At 70.9% G+C, this 16,532-nt stretch carries 15 protein-coding genes; 14 read left to right on the top strand and 1 reads right to left on the bottom strand.

Features of this window, described 5'->3' with window-relative positions; translation table 11 throughout:
* Positions 1-17 precede the first annotated feature (17 nt).
* The 13 genes from rsmH (at position 18) to lpxC (ending at position 15,054) form a co-directional block, all read left to right on the top strand.
* A complete protein-coding gene (rsmH, locus tag IDM46_RS10895) occupies positions 18-914 on the top strand; it encodes a 16S rRNA (cytosine(1402)-N(4))-methyltransferase RsmH (RefSeq protein WP_221441880.1) in 897 nt (298 codons plus the stop codon).
* A complete protein-coding gene (gene ftsL, locus IDM46_RS10890) occupies positions 911-1,174 on the top strand; it encodes a cell division protein FtsL (protein WP_182824904.1) in 264 nt (87 codons plus the stop codon). The genes rsmH and ftsL overlap by 4 nt, the downstream gene beginning before the upstream one ends.
* Positions 1,171-3,027 (top strand): penicillin-binding protein 2, encoded by a 1,857-nt coding sequence (locus tag IDM46_RS10885; protein WP_182824906.1) that lies wholly within the window; start codon positions 1,171-1,173, stop codon positions 3,025-3,027. Before ftsL ends, IDM46_RS10885 begins: the two co-directional genes overlap by 4 nt.
* Positions 3,024-4,499 (top strand): UDP-N-acetylmuramoyl-L-alanyl-D-glutamate--2,6-diaminopimelate ligase, encoded by a 1,476-nt coding sequence (locus IDM46_RS10880; protein WP_185115714.1) that lies wholly within the window; start codon positions 3,024-3,026, stop codon positions 4,497-4,499. The genes IDM46_RS10885 and IDM46_RS10880 overlap by 4 nt, the downstream gene beginning before the upstream one ends.
* Positions 4,496-5,884 (top strand): UDP-N-acetylmuramoyl-tripeptide--D-alanyl-D-alanine ligase, encoded by a 1,389-nt coding sequence (murF, locus tag IDM46_RS10875; protein ID WP_185115713.1) that lies wholly within the window; start codon positions 4,496-4,498, stop codon positions 5,882-5,884. Before IDM46_RS10880 ends, murF begins: the two co-directional genes overlap by 4 nt.
* A complete protein-coding gene (mraY, locus tag IDM46_RS10870) occupies positions 5,874-6,959 on the top strand; it encodes a phospho-N-acetylmuramoyl-pentapeptide-transferase (protein ID WP_182824912.1) in 1,086 nt (361 codons plus the stop codon). The genes murF and mraY overlap by 11 nt, the downstream gene beginning before the upstream one ends.
* Positions 6,959-8,272, top strand: a complete 1,314-nt coding sequence (ftsW, locus tag IDM46_RS10865) for a putative lipid II flippase FtsW (RefSeq protein WP_182824914.1) — start codon at positions 6,959-6,961, stop codon at positions 8,270-8,272. Before mraY ends, ftsW begins: the two co-directional genes overlap by 1 nt.
* Positions 8,269-9,717, top strand: coding sequence for a UDP-N-acetylmuramate--L-alanine ligase (murC, locus tag IDM46_RS10860; RefSeq protein ID WP_185115712.1), 1,449 nt, complete (start codon positions 8,269-8,271; stop codon positions 9,715-9,717). Before ftsW ends, murC begins: the two co-directional genes overlap by 4 nt.
* Positions 9,714-10,655 (top strand): D-alanine--D-alanine ligase, encoded by a 942-nt coding sequence (locus IDM46_RS10855; RefSeq protein WP_185115711.1) that lies wholly within the window; start codon positions 9,714-9,716, stop codon positions 10,653-10,655. The genes murC and IDM46_RS10855 overlap by 4 nt, the downstream gene beginning before the upstream one ends.
* A complete protein-coding gene (locus IDM46_RS10850; RefSeq protein WP_185115710.1) occupies positions 10,652-11,359 on the top strand; it encodes a cell division protein FtsQ/DivIB in 708 nt (235 codons plus the stop codon). The genes IDM46_RS10855 and IDM46_RS10850 overlap by 4 nt, the downstream gene beginning before the upstream one ends.
* On the top strand, positions 11,356-12,591 hold the full coding sequence (gene ftsA / locus IDM46_RS10845) for a cell division protein FtsA (RefSeq protein WP_182824922.1): 1,236 nt from the start codon (positions 11,356-11,358) through the stop codon (positions 12,589-12,591). The genes IDM46_RS10850 and ftsA overlap by 4 nt, the downstream gene beginning before the upstream one ends.
* Before the next feature lie 131 nt (positions 12,592-12,722).
* Positions 12,723-13,964 carry a cell division protein FtsZ gene (gene ftsZ, locus IDM46_RS10840; protein ID WP_182824924.1) on the top strand — a complete coding sequence of 414 codons (1,242 nt, stop codon included), beginning with the start codon at positions 12,723-12,725 and terminating at the stop codon, positions 13,962-13,964.
* Between the two features lie 181 nt (positions 13,965-14,145).
* Positions 14,146-15,054: a UDP-3-O-acyl-N-acetylglucosamine deacetylase gene (lpxC, locus tag IDM46_RS10835; RefSeq protein WP_185115709.1), complete on the top strand. Its 909-nt coding sequence runs from the start codon at positions 14,146-14,148 to the stop codon at positions 15,052-15,054.
* A gap of 104 nt (positions 15,055-15,158) precedes the next feature.
* On the opposite strand, the gene IDM46_RS10830 is transcribed toward lpxC, so the two are convergent.
* Entirely contained in the window at positions 15,159-15,584 is a 426-nt protein-coding gene (locus IDM46_RS10830; protein WP_182824928.1) for a DciA family protein, read from the bottom strand.
* A 120-nt stretch (positions 15,585-15,704) separates the two neighbouring features.
* On the opposite strand from IDM46_RS10830, the gene IDM46_RS10825 reads away from it, so the two are divergent.
* Positions 15,705-16,517, top strand: coding sequence for a M23 family metallopeptidase (locus IDM46_RS10825; RefSeq protein WP_182825301.1), 813 nt, complete (start codon positions 15,705-15,707; stop codon positions 16,515-16,517).
* The last annotated feature ends 15 nt before the right edge of the window (positions 16,518-16,532 follow it).

Here is a 16,532-nt window from a genome sequence, read left to right as displayed (position 1 = left end):
TTCTGTATTCGCAGGTCATGGAAGGGCTGCACGTGCGTGGGGACGGGACGTACCTGGATGGCACGTTCGGCCGCGGCGGGCACGCCCGGGGCGTGCTCGAGGCACTCGGACCGCAGGGCAGGCTGCTGCTGATGGACAAGGATCCCGACGCGATCACCGTCGCCGAACGCGAGTTCGGCGCGGACCCGCGCGTGGCGATCCGCCGCGGCAGCTTCGCGGACCTCGGCCGCTGGGACGCCGTGGCCGCCGGCCTGGACGGCGTGCTGTTCGACCTCGGCGTGTCCTCGCCGCAGCTCGACGTCGCCGAGCGCGGCTTCAGCTTCGGTCGTGACGGCCCGCTCGACATGCGCATGGATCCCGACAGCGGCGAGAGCGCGGCGCAGTGGCTGGCGCGCGCCACGGCCGACGAGATCGCCGACGTGCTGTGGACCTACGGCGACGAGCGCCTGAGCCGGCGCATCGCGCGCGCCATCGTCGAGCGTCGCGCCGATGCGCCGCTGCTGCGCACCGCGCAGCTGGCCGAACTGATCGCCTCGGTCATGCCGCGGCCCAAGCCCGGCCGGCACGAGATCCACCCGGCCACGCGCTCGTTCCAGGCGATCCGCATCCACATCAACCGCGAGCTCGGTGACCTGGAAGACGGCCTGGACGCCGCGTTCGCCGCGCTCAGGCCCGGCGGGCGTCTGGCGGTGATCAGCTTCCATTCGCTCGAAGACCGCATCGCCAAGCGCTTCATCGCGGGCCATGCCAGGGCGCCGGCGGGCAACCGTCGGCTGCCCGAGCCTGAAGCATTCGTGCCCGGGCTGCGCGAGATCGGTGGCGCCACCAAGGCGACGACGGCCGAGCTTGCCGCCAACCCGCGCGCACGCAGCGCGGTGCTGCGCGTGGCCGAGAAGCTGGAGGCGCGGCCGTGACCCGCTTCCTGGTGATCGTGCTGCTGGCGGCCTCGGTGGTGTCGGCGATCGGCGTGGTGCACGCGCGCCACCGCCACCGCCAGCTGTTCGTCGAGCTGACGCGCCTGGAGCGCGCGCGCGACGAACTCAACATCGACTTCGGCCGCCTGCAGCTCGAGCAGGCCACGTGGGCTGAAAGCAACCGCGTCGACCAGGTCGCGCGCACCCGCCTGGGCATGAAGTTCCCCGAGGCGGGCGAGATCGTGGTGGTGCGGCCATGAAGTTCGGCAAGGACCGCAACGGCGTCACCAAGCCCCGCGGCCGCGCACGCTTCGACCTGCGCGGCCGCCTGAAGATCGTCGCCGGTGGCCTGGGCCTGTGCGCGCTGGCGCTGGTGGCGCGCGCCGTCGATCTGCAGCTGGTCGACAACGCCTACTACCAGCAGAAGGCCGATTCGCGCTTCCTGCGCGAGATCCCGATCCCGACCTCGCGCGGCATGATCACCGACCGCAACGGCGAGCCGCTCGCGGTGTCGTCGCCGGTAGACACCGTGTGGGGCAACCCGCAGGAACTGCTGAAGTCGCCCGCGCGCCTGCCTGAATTGGCCGAAGCATTGGGCGTGCCGCTGGACGAGCTGGAGCGCAAACTGGCGCAGCGCGCCGACAAGGAATTCGTCTACCTGCAGCGCCGCATCAATCCGGCCGCCGCCGAAAAGATCCTCGCGCGCAAGATTCCCGGCGTGTTCTCGCAGCGCGAGTTCCGCCGCTTCTATCCGCAGGGCGAGGCGCTGGCACACGTGCTCGGCTTCACCAACATCGACGACCTCGGCCAGGAAGGCGTGGAGCTGGCGTTCGACGACTGGCTGCGTGGCACGCCGGGCGCGCAGAAGGTGATCCGCGACCGCCGCGGCCGCATCGTCGAGAACGTCGACCTGGTGCGCGCCGCGCAGCCGGGCAAGGACCTGGTGCTCAGCATCGACCGCCGCATCCAGTACCTCGCGCATCGCGAGCTGCGCCGCGCGCTGCTGGAAACCGGTGCCAGTGCCGGTTCGGTGGTGGTGCTGGACGTCGCCACCGGCGAGATCCTCGCCATGGCCAACCTGCCCACCTTCAACCCGAACGCGGTCACCGGCGAGCACCGCGATGCGCGCCGCAACCGCGCGGTGACCGACCTGATCGAGCCGGGCTCCACGATCAAGCCGCTGACCGTCGCCGCCGGCCTGGAGGCCGGTGTGATCAGCGTCGACACGCAGTTCGACACCAGCCCCGGCTGGATCCCGAATGGCCGCTACCGCACCAGCGACTTCCGCAACTACGGCGTGCTCGACACCACCGGCGTGCTCACCAAGAGCTCCAACGTGGGCGTGGCGCGGATCGTGCAGCGCATGCCCGACAAGGACTTCCACGCGTTCCTGTCGCGCATGGGCTATGGCAAGAGCACCGGCAGCGGCTTCCCGGGCGAGGCCGCCGGCCTGTTGCCGCCGCCGGGCGGCTGGAGCGGCACCAGCAAGCAGACCATGTCCTACGGCTACGGCCTGTCGGCCACGCCGCTGCAGATCGCGCATTCCTACGCCACGCTCGGCAACCACGGCCGCGCCATGACCCCGACCCTGGTCAAGGGGCAGGGCGGCGAGGCGGTGCAGGTACTGGATTCCGACATCGCCGACCAGGTGGTGCGCATGATGCAGACCGTCACCGAGCCCGGTGGCACCGCCACCCGCGCGGCGATCCTCGGCTACCACGTGGCCGGCAAGACCGGCACCGCGCGCAAGGCGTCGGGTGGCGGCTACGCGCGCCGCTACGTCGCCTTCTTCGCCGGCCTGGTGCCGGTGGACAACCCGCGCTTCTCGATGGCGGTGGTGATCGACGATCCCGACACCACGCGCGGCGTGTACGGCGGCGGCGCGGTCTCGGCGCCGGTGTTCCAGCGCGTCATGGACGGCGCGCTGCGCCTGATGGACGTCCCGCCGGATGACATCGACACCTGGCTGGCCGCGCAGGCCAAGGACCAGGCCAAGGCCCAGGCGGCGAACGCGCGGCGCCCGGGGGCTGTTGCCACCGTGCCCGCGGCCGCGGCGCCCGCAGTCGCGGCGCCCGCAGTCGCCACCGCGGCCACCGCGGGAGCACGCCCATGAGCCGGCGCATGCCACTCGCCGCGCTGCTGCCCGACATTGCCGCCGTGCCGGCGACGCTCGAGGTGTCGGGCCTGGTGCAGGACAGTCGCGCGCTGCGCGCCGGTGACGCCTTCGTCGCGATCGGCGGCTTCGGCACCCACGGCCTGCATTTCGCCGCCCAGGCGTTGGCCGATGGTGCGGCGGCGGTGCTGTTCGAGCCGCCGGTGCCGGCCGATGTGCCGGCGCCACCGGCCGCCGCCATCGCGGTGCCCGGCCTGCGTGCGCGCATGGGCGCGATGGCGCATGAATTCCACGGCCGACCGTCTGCGGCGATGACCACCGTCGGCGTGACCGGCACCAACGGCAAGACCTCCACCGTGCAGCTGCTGGCGCAGGCCTGGGAGCTGCTCGGCCGCCGCGCCGGCACCATCGGCACGCTCGGCGCCGGCCTGCACGGCGACGTGCGCGCCACCGGCTTCACCACGCCGCTGGTGCTGCAGACGCACGCGCTGCTGGCGGACCTGCGCGATGCCGGTGCGGACGCGGTGGCGATGGAAGTCAGCTCGCACGCGCTCGACCAGGGCCGCGTCGACGCCGTGCGGTTCCAGCTCGGCGTGTTCACCAACCTCACCCGCGACCACCTCGACTACCACGGCGACATGGCCAGCTACGGTGCCGCCAAGGCGCGCCTGTTCGCGACGCCGGGACTTGCCGCGGCGGTGGTCAACCTGGATGACGACCACGGGCGCGCGCTGTTCGCCACGCTGCCGGCCAGCCTGCAGCGCGTCGGCACCAGCGCGCGCGCTGCGGATGGCGCCACGGTGTCGGCCGCGCACACCGTGCTCGACGCCGCCGGGATCGGCTTCACGCTCACCATCGACGGCCACGCCGCCAAGGTGCGTTCGCCGCTGCTCGGCCGCTTCAATGTCGACAACCTGCTGGCGGTCGCAGGCGTGCTGCACGCGCAGCAGGTCGGCATCGCCGACATCGCGCGCGTGCTGGCACAGCTGCAGCCGATCGCCGGGCGCATGAACCGCCTCGGTGGCAGCGCCGGCCAGCCGCTGGTGGTGGTGGACTACGCACACACGCCCGACGCGCTGCAGCAGGCGCTGGCCAGCCTGCGCGCGCACGCCAGCGGCCGCATCGCCTGCGTGTTCGGCTGCGGCGGCGAGCGCGACCGCGGCAAGCGCCCGCAGATGGCGGCGATCGCGGAAGCCGGCGCCGAGATCGTGTTCGTCACCGACGACAACCCGCGCAACGAGGATGGCGACGTGATCGTCAAGGAGATCCTCGCCGGCCTGCGCAATCCGGCCGCGGCGACCGTGCTGCGCGACCGCGCCGCGGCGATCACGCGCGCCGTGGGCGCGGCGGGCGAGGGCGACATCGTGCTGGTCGCCGGCAAGGGCCACGAGCCCTGCCAGGAGATTGCCGGCGTGCGCCATCCCTTCGACGACAGCGACGTCGCGCGTCGCGCGCTGGAGGCCCGGGCATGAAGCCGCTGTCCCTGTCGCGCATCGCCCAGGCGTGCAACGGTCGCCTCGACGGCGAGGACATCGTGGTCGATGCCGTGGTCACCGATTCCCGCGGCCTGCGCGCCGACTCCGCTGCCACGCTGTTTGTCGCGATCGCCGGTGACACCTTCGACGGCCACGACCATGTCGCCGCCGCCGCCGCCGCGGGCGCACTCGCGGCGCTGGTGTCGCGCCGCGTGGACGCGCCGCTGCCGCAGGTGGTCGTGGCCGACACCGTGGCCGCGCTCGGGTCGCTGGCCGCCGCGCTGCAGGCGCAGCGCAGCACGCAGGTGGTCGCGATCACCGGCAGCAACGGCAAGACCAGCGTCAAGCAGCTGCTGCTGCCGATCCTGTCGCGCTGCGGACGCACGTACTGCAACCCGGGCAACCGCAACAACGAGATCGGCCTGCCACTGGCGGTGATCGATGCGCCCGACGACGCCGAGTTCGCCATCTACGAGATGGGCGCCGGCCAGCCCGGCGACATCGCCTACCTGACCGCCATCGCGCGGCCGCGGGTGGCGGTGGTGAACAACGTCGCGCCCGCGCACCTCGAGCGCATGGGCAGCCTGCTTGGCGTGGCCGACACCAAGGCCGCGATCTACGACGCGCTGCCCGATGACGGCACCGCGGTGCTCAATGCCGACGACGCGTTCGAACCCTATTTCGCCGAGCGCGCCCACGGCCGCCGCCTGCTGCGCTTCGGCTTCGACGCGCGCGCCGACGTGCGCGCACGCGACGTGGTGCTGCGCGAGGACGGCAGCGCGTTCGTGCTGGTGGCGCGCGAAGGCGAGATCGCCGTGTCGCTGCCGCTGCCGGGCCGCCACAACGTGGCCAACGCGCTCGCCGCCGCTGCGCTGGCGCTGGCGTGCGGCGCGGGGCTGGACGCGATCGCCGCCGGCCTTGCCGGCGTGGAGCCGGTCGCGGGGCGCCTGGTGCGCCATCGCTTGCCCGGCGGTGCCTGGCTGGTCGACGACAGCTACAACGCCAATCCAGGCTCGCTGGCCGCGGCCATCGACATCCTCGCTGCGGCGCCGGGCGAGGGCTGGCTGGTGCTGGGTGACATGCGCGAGCTTGGTGCCGACGCCATGGCGCTGCACGAGGCCGCCGGCCGCCGCGCGCGCGATGCCGGCGTGGCGCGGCTGTACGCGCACGGCGCGCTGAGCGCGGTCGCGGCCGAGGCGTTCGGCCCGGGCGCTGCGGTGTTCGGCTCACATGCCGAACTGGCCGCGGCACTGGCCACCGCGCTGGCCGCGGCCACGCCGGCGACGGCGGCGCCGACGATTCTGGTGAAAGGGTCGCGCGGCAGCGCGATGGATCGCGTGGTTGCCGCGCTGCTGACCAAGGACGACACCCATGCTGCTTGAACTCTCCCGCTGGCTGCAGCAGCTCGAAGGCCTGTTCGGGCTGTTCGGCTACCTGACCTTCCGCGGCATCCTGGCGGCGCTGACCTCGCTGCTGCTGTCGCTGTGGTGGGGCCCGGCGGTGATCCGCAAGCTCGCGCAGTACAAGGGTGGCCAGCCGATCCGCAGCGACGGCCCGCAGACGCACTTCTCCAAGGCCGGCACGCCGACCATGGGCGGGGCGCTGATCCTGGTCACGGTGCTGGCATCGGTGCTGCTGTGGGGCGACCTGCGCAACAAGTACGTGTGGGTGGTGCTGGGCGTGATGGTGGCCTTCGGCGCCATCGGCTGGTACGACGACTGGATCAAGATCGTCAGGCGCGACCCCAATGGCCTGAAGTCGCGCTGGAAGTATGCCGCGCAGTCGGTGTTCGGCCTGGCCGCGGCGCTGTACCTGTGGCTGTACGCCGACGTGCCGGCCGCCACCACGTTCTACGTGCCGTTCTTCAAGTCGATCGCGCTGCCGCTGGCCGGCGTGGGCTTCGTGGCGATCGCCTACTTCTGGATCGTCGGCTTTTCCAACGCGGTCAACCTGACCGACGGCCTCGACGGCCTGGCGATCATGCCGACGGTGCTGGTGGCCTGCGCGCTGGGCGTGTTCGCGTACGCGTCGGGCCATGCGCAGTTCTCCGAGTACCTGCAGATCCCGCGCGTGCCCGGTGCCGGCGAGCTGGTGATCATCTGCGCCGCGATCGCCGGGGCGGGGCTGGGCTTCCTGTGGTTCAACACCTATCCGGCCATGGTGTTCATGGGCGACATCGGCGCGCTGGCGCTGGGCGCGGTGCTCGGCTGCATCGCGGTGATCGTGCGCCAGGAGCTGGTGCTGGTGATCATGGGCGGCATCTTCGTCATCGAGACGCTGTCGGTGATGATCCAGGTGGCGTCGTTCAAGCTCACCGGCAAGCGCGTGTTCCGCATGGCGCCCATCCACCACCACTTCGAGCTCAAGGGCTGGCCCGAGCCGCGCGTGATCGTGCGTTTCTGGATCATCTCGGTGGTGCTGGTGCTTGTCGGCCTCGCCACGTTGAAGGTGCGCTGATGGACCGCGGCCACGACCATTCCGCGCAGGCCACCCGGCTGGATGCCATCGCCGGCCGCTTCGACCCGTGGCTGCTCGCCGCGGTGACCGGGCTGGCGGCGCTGGGCGTGGTGATGGTGGCGTCGAGCTCGATCGCCATCGGCGAGGACCTCGATGTCGGCCCGTTCTACTTCCTCACCCGCCACCTGGTGTTCCTGGCACTCGGCACCGGCCTCGCGTTCTGGGCCATGCGCACCGAACTCAAGACCATCGAGCGCTTCGACCGCCTGCTTCTGGTCGGCTGCTTCCTGCTGCTGCTGATGGTGTTCGTGCCCGGGCTGGGCAGCAGCGTCAACGGCGCGCAGCGCTGGCTGAACCTCGGCGTGTCCAAGTTCCAGGCGGTCGAGGCGGTCAAGCTGATGTACATCGTGTGGCTGGCGAGCTACCTGGTGCGCTTCCGCGACGAGGTCAACGCCACCTGGGGCGCGATGCTGAAGCCCATCGGCGTGGCGATCCTGCTGATGGCGCTGCTGGCGCTGCAGCCGGACTTCGGCTCGCTGGCGCTGGTGCTGGCGATCACCGCCGGCATGCTGGTGCTGGGCGGCGTGCACCTGCCGCGCATGGCCGCGCCGGTGTTGCTGCTGCTGCCGGTGCTGGCGCTGGTGGCGATCGCCGAGCCTTACCGCATGCGCCGCCTGACCTCGTTCATGGATCCCTTTGCCGATCCGTTCAACAGCGGCTACCAGCTGGCCAACGCGCTGATGGCGGTGGGCCGCGGCGAGCTGACGGGCGTGGGCCTGGGCGCGTCGATCCAGAAGCTGTCGTACCTGCCCGAGGCACACACCGACTTCATCCTCGCGGTGATCGCCGAGGAGCTCGGCTTCATCGGCGTATGCGCGGTGATCGGCCTGTACGCGCTGCTGGTCGGGCGCGCGTTCTGGATCGGCCTGAAGTGCGTGGAAATGCGTCGCCACTTCGCCGGCTACTGCGCGTTCGGCATCGCACTGTGGATCAGCCTGCAGAGCCTGGTGTCGATCGGCGTCAACCTCGGCCTGCTGCCCACCAAGGGCCTGACCCTGCCGCTGGTGTCGTCGGGCGGCTCGAGCGTGCTGATGACCTGCGCCGCCATGGGCGTGCTGCTGCGCGTCTCCTACGAACTCGACCGCGCCCAGCGCCAGGTTGCGCGCCTGCGCGGCGAGAACGCCAACCCCTCACAGGTCCCCATGCCACCGCCACCCGAAACCACCCAGCCGACGCCTTCACTGGCCGCGCGCGGCACCAGCCGCCTGCGCCAGCGCGTCGAACCCACGTTCTCGCCGAGGGCACGGGCATGATGCGCCGCCTTGATGAAAGCCACGGCATCGCGATGGCCGACTTCGCACGCCGCCATTCGCGCGTGCACTTCGTCGGCATCGGCGGCACCGGCATGAGCGGCATCGCCGAGGTGCTCGGCACGCTCGGTTACGACGTGTCCGGCTCCGACACCGCCGACAACGCGGTCACGCGCCGCCTCGCCGGCCTCGGCATCGCCATCCACCGCGGCCACACCGCGGCGAACGTGCTCGGCAAGGATGTCGTGGTCGCCTCGAGCGCGATCCGCGCCGACAACCCGGAACTGCTCGAGGCGCGTGCGCAGCGCATCCCGGTGGTGCCGCGCGCGGAGATGCTGGCCGAGCTGATGCGCTTCCGCCGCGGCGTGGCTGTCGCCGGCACGCACGGCAAGACCACCACCACATCGCTCCTGTCCAGCGTACTGGCGGAAGGCGGCCTGGACCCGACCTTCGTCATCGGCGGCAAGCTGCTCGCGGCCGGCGCCAACGCGCGCCTGGGCGGCGGCGAATGGCTGGTGGCCGAGGCCGACGAGAGCGACGGCAGCTTCCTGCGCCTGAATCCGCTGGTGGCCATCGTCACCAATATCGACGTCGACCATCTCGAGAACTACGGCGGCGACTTCAGCCGCGTGCTGCAGGCGTTCTCCGAGTTCCTGCATCGCCTGCCGTTCTACGGCCTCGCGGTGCTGTGCCTGGACGATCCCGAGGTCGCGGCGCTGGCGGGCACCGTGTCGCGCCATGTCATGACCTACGGCTTCCACGACGACGCCGACGTGCGCGCCATCGACGTCAGCCAGACCGGCCCGAGCATGCACTTCACGCTGTGCCTGCCCGACGGCTCGCGCACGGTGGTGGAGCTGGCGCTGCCCGGCCGCCACAACGTGCAGAACGCGCTGGCCGCGGCCACGGTGGGCTGGCAGCTCGGCGTGTCCACCGATGCCATCGCCACCGCGCTGCGCGGCTTCGAAGGCATCGGCCGGCGCTTCAACATGCTCGCCGAACTCACCACCGCGCGCGGCGCGAAGGTGCAGCTGGTCGACGACTACGGCCACCATCCCAACGAACTGGCCGCGGTGTTCGAAGCCGCGCGCGGCGGCTGGCCGGAGCGCCGCCTGGTGGTGGCGTTCCAGCCGCACCGCTACAGCCGCACGCGCGACCTGCTCGATGATTTCGCCGGCGTGCTCTCGGGTGTCGACGCGCTGGTGCTGACCGAGGTCTACCCGGCCGGCGAGGCACCGATCGCCAATGCCGACTCGCGTGCGCTGGCGCGTGCCATCCGCGCGCGTGGCCGCATCGATCCGGTGGTCGTGGGCGGGCCGTCCGAGCTGCGCGACGTGCTGCCCGACATCCTCCAGGACAACGATCTGCTGCTGGTGATGGGCGCCGGCGACATCGGTCACGTGGCGCAGCAGCTGGCCAGCGAAGGCTTCCCGGAGGAGGGCGCATGACCGCATCCGTCCTGCCTCCGCTGCGCATCACCCGCGCCGCCGACTTCGGCCGCGTCGCCGTGCTGATGGGCGGCGCCAGCGCCGAGCGCGAGGTGTCGCTGGATTCCGGACGCAACGTGCTCGCCGCGCTGCAGTCGCGCGGCGTGGACGTGGCGGCGGTGGACGGCGTGCCCAACCTGCTGCGCGAGCTGCAGGACCGCCAGTTCGACCGCGTGTTCAACATCCTGCACGGCGGCGACGGCGAGAACGGCGTGCTGCAGGGCGTGCTGCAGGCGCTGCGCGTGCCCGTCACGGGCTCCGGCGTGCTCGGCAGCGCGCTGACCATGGACAAGGTGCGCACCAAGCAGGTGTGGATCGCCGCCGGCCTGCCCACGCCGCGCTTCGAGCGCCTGCCGAAGGGCGCCGACCTGCGCGCCGCCGCCGAGGCGCTGGGCTACCCGGTATTCGTCAAGCCGTCGTGCGAAGGCTCCAGCGTCGGCGTATTCCGCGTGCTGGCGCCGGCCGACCTGGCGCCGGCCATCGAGTTCGCCGCCGGTTACGACGGCGAGCTGCTGATGGAGCAGATGGTGCAGGGCGACGAGCTCACCGTCGGCATCCTCGGCGACGTGGCGCTGCCGTCGATCCGCATCGTGCCGGCCGGCGAGTGGTACGACTACCACGCCAAGTACATCGCCGACGACACGCAGTACCTGTGCCCCGGCATGTCCGGCAGCGACGAGGACGCGATCCGCGCCCTGTCGCTGCAGGCGTTCACCGCCGCCGGCTGCAGCGGCTGGGGCCGCGTGGACGTGATGCGCGACAACGCGCGCGGCCTGCAGCTGATTGAAGTGAACACCGCACCCGGCATGACCAGTCATTCGCTGGTGCCCAAGGCCGCCGCCGCCTTGGGCTGCGACTACGCCGAGCTGTGCTGGCGCGTGCTGGAGCAGACGCTGTGAACGCGCTGGCGCGGATCCTGGCCTGGACCCTGGCGGTGGCGCTGATCGCGCTGCCGGTTGTCGCCGTGGTCAAGGGCTGGATCGGCGCCGAGCGCTGGCCGCTGCGCACGCTGCGCATCAACGACAACCTGCAGCAGGTCGATCCCGCGCAGGTGCGCGAAGCGGTGCTGCCGTACGCCACCCAGGGCTTCTTCGCGATCCGCCTCGACGAGGCCCGCTCCGCGGTCGCGGTGCTGCCGTGGGTCGAGCACGCCGAGGTCAGCAAGACCTGGCCCGACGTGCTGGACGTGCGCGTGCACGAGCACCGCCCGTTCGCACGCTGGGGCGCGGACAGCCTGCTCTCGCAGCAGGGCAAGGTGTTCCCGGCCGCGGGCGTCACCGTGCCCGACGGCCTGCCGATCCTGCACGGCCCGGCCGCGCGCACCGCCGACGTAGTGGCGCTGTACAACGAGTCGCGCACGCTGTTCGCGCCCACCGGCTACGGCGTGAGCGCGCTGCTGCTCGACACTCGCGGCAGCTGGACGCTGGTGCTCTCCAACAACACCGAAGTCGTGATCGGCAGCCACGAGGCGCGCCTGCGCCTGGCACGCTTCGCGCGGCTGCTGCCGCAGCTCATGGCCCAGACGCCCAGGCCGCTGGCCCGCGCCGACCTTCGCTACACCAATGGCTTCGCCCTGACATGGGCCGAGGAACAAAACGCATGAACCGCAAAGGCGACAAGGCCCTCATCGTCGGCCTCGACATCGGCACCTCCAAGGTCGTGGCCCTGGTCGGCGAGTACTCGCCGGGCAACCCGATCGAGGTGATCGGCATCGGCAGCCACGAATCACGGGGGCTGAAGCGCGGCGTGGTGGTCGACATCGAATCCACCGTGCAATCCATCCAGCGCGCCGTGGAAGAGGCCGAGCTGATGGCCGGCTGCGAGATCCGCTCGGTGTACGCCTCGATCTCCGGCAACCACGTGCAGTGCAAGAACTCGCCGGGCATCGTGCCCATCCGCGACGGCGAGGTCACCTGGGGCGACCTGGACCGCGTGCTCGACGCCGCGAAGGCCGTCGCCATCCCGGCCGACCAGAAGATCCTGCACGCCATCCCGCGCGAGTACGTGCTGGACGATTCGCAGGAAGGCATCCGCAACCCGGTCGGCATGACCGGCGTGCGCCTCGAGGTGCACGCGCACCTGGTGGTGTGCGCGCAGTCGGCCGCCGCCAACATCTCCAAGTGCGTGCAGCGCTGCGGCCTGCAGATCGACGACCTGGTGCTGTCGTCGCTGGCGTCGAGCACCGCGGTGCTGACCAGCGACGAGCGCGAGCTCGGCGTGGTGATGGTCGACATCGGCGCCGGCACCACGGACCTGGCGGTATTCGTGCAGGGCGCGATCTGCCACACCGCGAGCCTGCCGATCGCCGGCGACAAGGTCACCGAGGACATCGCGCACATGTTGCGCACGCCCACGCCGGAAGCCGAGCAGATCAAGGTGCGCTATGCCTGCGCGCTGGCGCAGCTGGCGACCAGCGAGGAGTCGATCCAGGTGCCGAGCGTCGGCGACCGTCCGCCGCGCCGGCTGCCGCGGCAGTCGCTCGCGCAGGCGGTGCAGGCGCGCTACGAGGAGATCTTCGAGATGGTGCAGGCCGAACTGCGCCGCTCGGGCTTCGAGCAGCACGTGCGCGCCGGCATGGTGCTCACCGGCGGCTCGGCAAAGATGGAAGGCGTGGTGGAACTTGCCGAGGAAATGCTGCAGATGCCGGTGCGCGTGGGCATCCCGCAGCACGTGACGGGACTTGGCGAAGTGGTCAACAACCCGGTGCACGCCACCGGCGTGGGGCTGCTGCTGATGGGCAGCCAGATCGAGCACCCGCGGCGCCCGGTGATCCCGAGCGGCCGCGCCGGCAGCCTGCTGAAGAAGATCAAGACCTGGTTCAACGGGGAGTTCTGAGATGGACGCGAACACACCGCGCGCCGGACCCCCGAGGGCGAGGCGACGACGAAAACGAAAACGCAGTTTGCAGCACCTGGCGGCACCGCGACACGACACCAGCAACACATAACTACATAAAGGACACGGACATGGCGCACTTCGAACTGGTTGAAAAAATGGCCCCCAACGCGGTCATCAAGGTCATTGGCGTGGGTGGCGGCGGCGGCAACGCGGTCGCGCACATGGTCAACGGCAGCGTGGACGGGGTGGAATTCATCACCGCCAACACCGACGCGCAGGCCATCCGCACCTGCGGCGCGCGGCTGCAGCTGCAGCTCGGCACCGGCGTCACCAAGGGCCTGGGCGCGGGCGCGAACCCGGAGGTCGGCCGCCAGGCCGCGCTCGAGGACCGCGACCAGATCATGGCGGCGCTGCAGGGCGCGGACATGGTGTTCATCACCGCCGGCATGGGCGGCGGCACCGGCACCGGTGCGGCACCCGTGGTGGCCCAGCTGGCCAAGGAGATGGGCATCCTGACCGTCGCCGTGGTCACCAAGCCGTTCCCGTTCGAAGGCCGCCGCCGCATGCAGGTCGCGCTCAAGGGCATCGAGGACCTGAGCCAGCACTGCGACTCGCTGATCACCATCCCCAACGAGAAGCTGATCACCGTGCTCGGCCGCAACGCCACCATGGTGCAGGCCTTCCGCGCGGCGAATGACGTGCTGCTCGGCGCCGTGCAGGGCATCGCCGACCTGATCGTGCGCCCGGGCCTGATCAACGTCGACTTCGCCGACGTGCGCACCGTGATGAGCGAGATGGGCCTGGCGATGATGGGCACCGGCACCGCACGCGGCGACGACCGCGCCCAGGCTGCCGCCGAGGCCGCGATCCAGAACCCGCTGCTCGACGACGTCAACCTGGCCGGCGCCAACGGCATCCTGGTCAACATCACCGCCGGCCCGGACTTCACCATGAGCGAGTTCGACGAAGTCGGCCGCACCGTGGAGAACTTCGCCAGCGAGGACGCGACCATCGTCATCGGCACCGTGCTCGACCCGGACATGCAGGACGAGGTCCGCGTCACCGTCGTGGCCACGGGTCTCAACCGCGGCCACGTGCGCCAGGCCGGCGGCCGCGACGCCGCCTTCGGCGAATCCCCGCGCCAGCGCCCGCACGTGCAGCTGATCAACACCCAGGGCCGTCGCGACGGCACCACCGGCATGTTCATCGAAGAGGATGACGGCCATGCGGTGGCACCGGCGTCCGCGGTGGGCGGCTTCGGCCTGCGCCGCGGCTCGGCGGAGCCGGCGGCGGCGACCCCGGCGGTGGCGGACTTCGGCAGCGACAGCTACCTGGATATTCCGGCGTTCCTGCGGCGCCAGGCGGATTGAGGGGGCTGGAGCGGTTTTTCTCGCGAAGGCGCGAAGGACGGGGGGGTGGCCTGGTGGGTTGGGCCGCCTTCCCCGGTTGCGGGGGAGGGGCTGCTTCCGTTCAGGTCGAGCGGCGCGCATGCTAGATTGCGAGCCGCTTTCATTTGCCGCGTTGCGACGCCGGCGTTCCCACCGAGCCCCCATGGTCCAGCAGCGCACCATCAAGAATGTCACCCGCGCCACCGGCGTGGGGCTGCACAGCGGCGAAAAGGTGTACCTGACCATGCGTCCGGCCGCGCCCGACGCCGGCATCGTGTTCCGCCGCGTGGACATGGAGCCGCCGGTCGAGATCCCGGCCGATGCCATGCTGGTCAGCGAGACCACGCTGTGCACCGGCCTGTCGCAGGGCGGGGCCAAGGTGCAGACGGTCGAGCACCTGATGTCGGCGCTCGCCGGCCTCGGCATCGACAACATCATGATCGAGCTGTCCGCGGCCGAGGTGCCGATCATGGACGGCTCGTCCGGCCCGTTCGTGTTCCTGCTGCAGTCGGCGGGCATCGTGGAGCAGGACGCGCCCAAGCGCTTCATCCGCATCAAGCGCCCGGTGGAGGTGCGCGACGGCGACAAGATCGCGCGCTTCGAGCCCTACGACGGCTTCCGCCTGGGCTTCACCATCGAGTTCAACCACCCGGCCATCCCGACCAGCCAGTCGCGCGCCGAAGTGGAATTTTCCACCGAGAACTACATCCGAGAGGTCAGCCGCGCGCGGACCTTCGGCTTCATGCACGACCTTGAATACATGCGCGACCGCAATCTCGGCCTGGGTGGCTCGATGGACAACGCGATCGTGCTCGACGACTTCCGGGTGCTCAACGACGACGGCCTGCGCTACGCCGATGAATTCGTGCGCCACAAGATCCTCGACGCGGTGGGCGACCTGTACCTCGCCGGGCATCCGGTGATCGGCGCCTTCGACGGTTTCAAGTCCGGGCATGCGCTGAACAACACCCTGGTGCGTGCGCTGCTGGCCGACCGTTCGGCCTGGGAAGAAGTGACGTTTCCCGAAACCGGCACCGGCCCGGTGGTCTACGGCGCCCTGCAACCGGCCTGAACCTGCGCAGCTGAACCGGGCAACCCGGGTCACAATTTCACGAAAAATTAACGAAATGAGACCGGAAACACCGGTTTCGTTAACTTTTCACGCTGCCTCGACGTTTAGGATGTCCCGTCGCGCAAGGATGCCAAGGCGGCCCGCAGCGATTCCGGGGCGGTCGCCGACAGGGGAAGTACGGTTGTTTCGACCCGCGCAGGCGGGAGGAGCGGCTGGGTGGTGGTCCTGACCTTGAGCTCGTCGACGTCGAGTCCGTTTGATCGGGCGGCATCGAGGAGCGCCGGAGCGGCAAGCCTCAGTTTGGCGTTCCAGATCGGCGAATCCACCAGATAGACCAGCTTCGCGCCATCCACATTTGCAAGCCGCGCGTGCGCGGCCAGTGAAGGTGGCAAGTGGGGACGGAGCAGGCGATCCAGAGCGTCGAGCCACAAGGCGCGCTGGATCGGACGGCCGGCGGTATCGGCCAGAAGCGCGTCGAGGGCAGCGCGTGGACCTCGGGGGATTGCCTGTTTGGACCTGGACCTGGACATCTGATGACTCTACACCGCTCACTTCAACATTCGCAGGACTGGCTCCTGCAGTACGCCCGCCGCAGCGCCCTTCGGGTCGCGCGCGTGGCCGGACGCAAGCCGCTCGCCGCCGCCGCCGCCATGCTGGTGGTCGGCGCCACCCTCGGTGCCGGGCTGCAGGCCGGGCACGTGAACACCCTGCAGGCGCAGGTGCAGGCGCAGGACGCCCGTCTCGACGACACCCGCCGCGCCGCGCAGCGCGAGGTGAATGCACTGGCCGCGCGACTGGGCGAGCTGCAGGCGCAGGCCAACCGCCTCAACGCGCTTGGCGACCGCCTGACCCGCGTGGCCCAGCTGGGCGACGGTGAATTCGATTTCAACCGCCCGGTGGGCGTGGGCGGCTACGGCCCGGTCGGCGACATGCCGGCGACCGAGCTGCGCGAGGGCATCGCGCAGGCGGATTCGGACCTCGCCGGCGCCGGCAGCCAGCTCTCGGTGCTGGAATCGCTCCTGTTCAACCGCGAACTCGACCGCAACGCCGTGCCCTCGCGTTCGCCGGTGGCCGCCAGCTACATCACCTCCGGCTTCGGCCGCCGTGCCGATCCGTTCGGCGGTGGCGCCGCATACCACAAGGGCATCGATTTCGACGCCAACACCGGCGACGCGGTGATGTCGGTGGCCGATGGCGTGGTCAGCTATTCCGGCGTGCGCTCGGGCTACGGCAACGTGGTCGAGGTGGACCACGGCAACGGCTACGTGACCCGCTACGCGCACAACTCGCGCAACGTGGTGAGGGTGGGCGACCTGGTGCGCGTGGGCCAGCAGATCGCGCGTGCCGGTTCCACCGGCCGCAGCACCGGCGCGCACGTGCATTTCGAGGTCTGGGAAAACGGCCGCGTCGCCAACCCGCGCCAGTTCCTCGGCGACCAGCAGATGGTCGCCAAGCGCGGCTGATCCTGCCCCGGGGGG

This window comes from Luteimonas sp. MC1825 (assembly GCF_014764385.1).
Lineage (GTDB): Bacteria > Pseudomonadota > Gammaproteobacteria > Xanthomonadales > Xanthomonadaceae > Luteimonas.
The sequence above is the reverse complement of the archived record's forward strand: the minus strand, read 5'-3'. Positions and strand labels throughout refer to the sequence as shown.

Bases quoted from the DNA above. Each gene is read 5' to 3' on its own strand.
- rsmH (WP_221441880.1), top strand. From the start codon at position 18: ATGGAAGGGCTGCACGTGCGTGGGGACGGGACGTACCTGGATGGCACG.
- IDM46_RS10885 (WP_182824906.1), top strand. From the start codon at position 1,171: ATGAAGTTCGGCAAGGACCGCAACGGCGTCACCAAGCCCCGCGGCCGC.
- IDM46_RS10880 (WP_185115714.1), top strand. From the start codon at position 3,024: ATGAGCCGGCGCATGCCACTCGCCGCGCTGCTGCCCGACATTGCCGCC.
- murF (WP_185115713.1), top strand. From the start codon at position 4,496: ATGAAGCCGCTGTCCCTGTCGCGCATCGCCCAGGCGTGCAACGGTCGC.
- mraY (WP_182824912.1), top strand. From the start codon at position 5,874: ATGCTGCTTGAACTCTCCCGCTGGCTGCAGCAGCTCGAAGGCCTGTTC.
- ftsW (WP_182824914.1), top strand. From the start codon at position 6,959: ATGGACCGCGGCCACGACCATTCCGCGCAGGCCACCCGGCTGGATGCC.
- murC (WP_185115712.1), top strand. From the start codon at position 8,269: ATGATGCGCCGCCTTGATGAAAGCCACGGCATCGCGATGGCCGACTTC.
- IDM46_RS10855 (WP_185115711.1), top strand. From the start codon at position 9,714: ATGACCGCATCCGTCCTGCCTCCGCTGCGCATCACCCGCGCCGCCGAC.
- ftsA (WP_182824922.1), top strand. From the start codon at position 11,356: ATGAACCGCAAAGGCGACAAGGCCCTCATCGTCGGCCTCGACATCGGC.
- ftsZ (WP_182824924.1), top strand. From the start codon at position 12,723: ATGGCGCACTTCGAACTGGTTGAAAAAATGGCCCCCAACGCGGTCATC.
- lpxC (WP_185115709.1), top strand. From the start codon at position 14,146: ATGGTCCAGCAGCGCACCATCAAGAATGTCACCCGCGCCACCGGCGTG.
- IDM46_RS10830 (WP_182824928.1), bottom strand. From the start codon at position 15,584: ATGTCCAGGTCCAGGTCCAAACAGGCAATCCCCCGAGGTCCACGCGCT.
- IDM46_RS10825 (WP_182825301.1), top strand. From the start codon at position 15,705: ATGCTGGTGGTCGGCGCCACCCTCGGTGCCGGGCTGCAGGCCGGGCAC.